General features: G+C 60.7%; 1 protein-coding gene. It reads left to right on the top strand.

Translation table 11 applies throughout. The annotated features are described in order from the left end of the window. Positions 1–252: acyl-CoA dehydrogenase family protein (locus ACPYOG_RS20105; RefSeq protein WP_481295861.1), on the top strand; the 252-nt coding region annotated here is incomplete at both ends.

Genomic DNA, 252 nt, shown 5'->3' with positions numbered 1-252 from the left:
AGATCGGCAAGCGTGCCATCCTGCAGGCCGACATCGTCATCGAAAACATGCGGCTTCCAGAATCCAACCGGCTGGAGAATTGCAGGTCTTTCGCCGATGTATCCCGTGTTCTGCAGGCAACTCGGGGCGGCGCCTCCTGGGAGGCAGTCGGCCACGCCATGGCCTGCTTTGAGATTGCTGCGGACTATGCCGCCAACCGTGAGCAATTCGGCAAGCCAATTGCCGGCTATCAGCTGGTGCAGCACCGACTGG

It is taken from the genome of Leifsonia sp. HAY1-4F (assembly GCF_056755275.1).
This window is presented reverse-complemented; position numbering and strand designations above follow the sequence as displayed.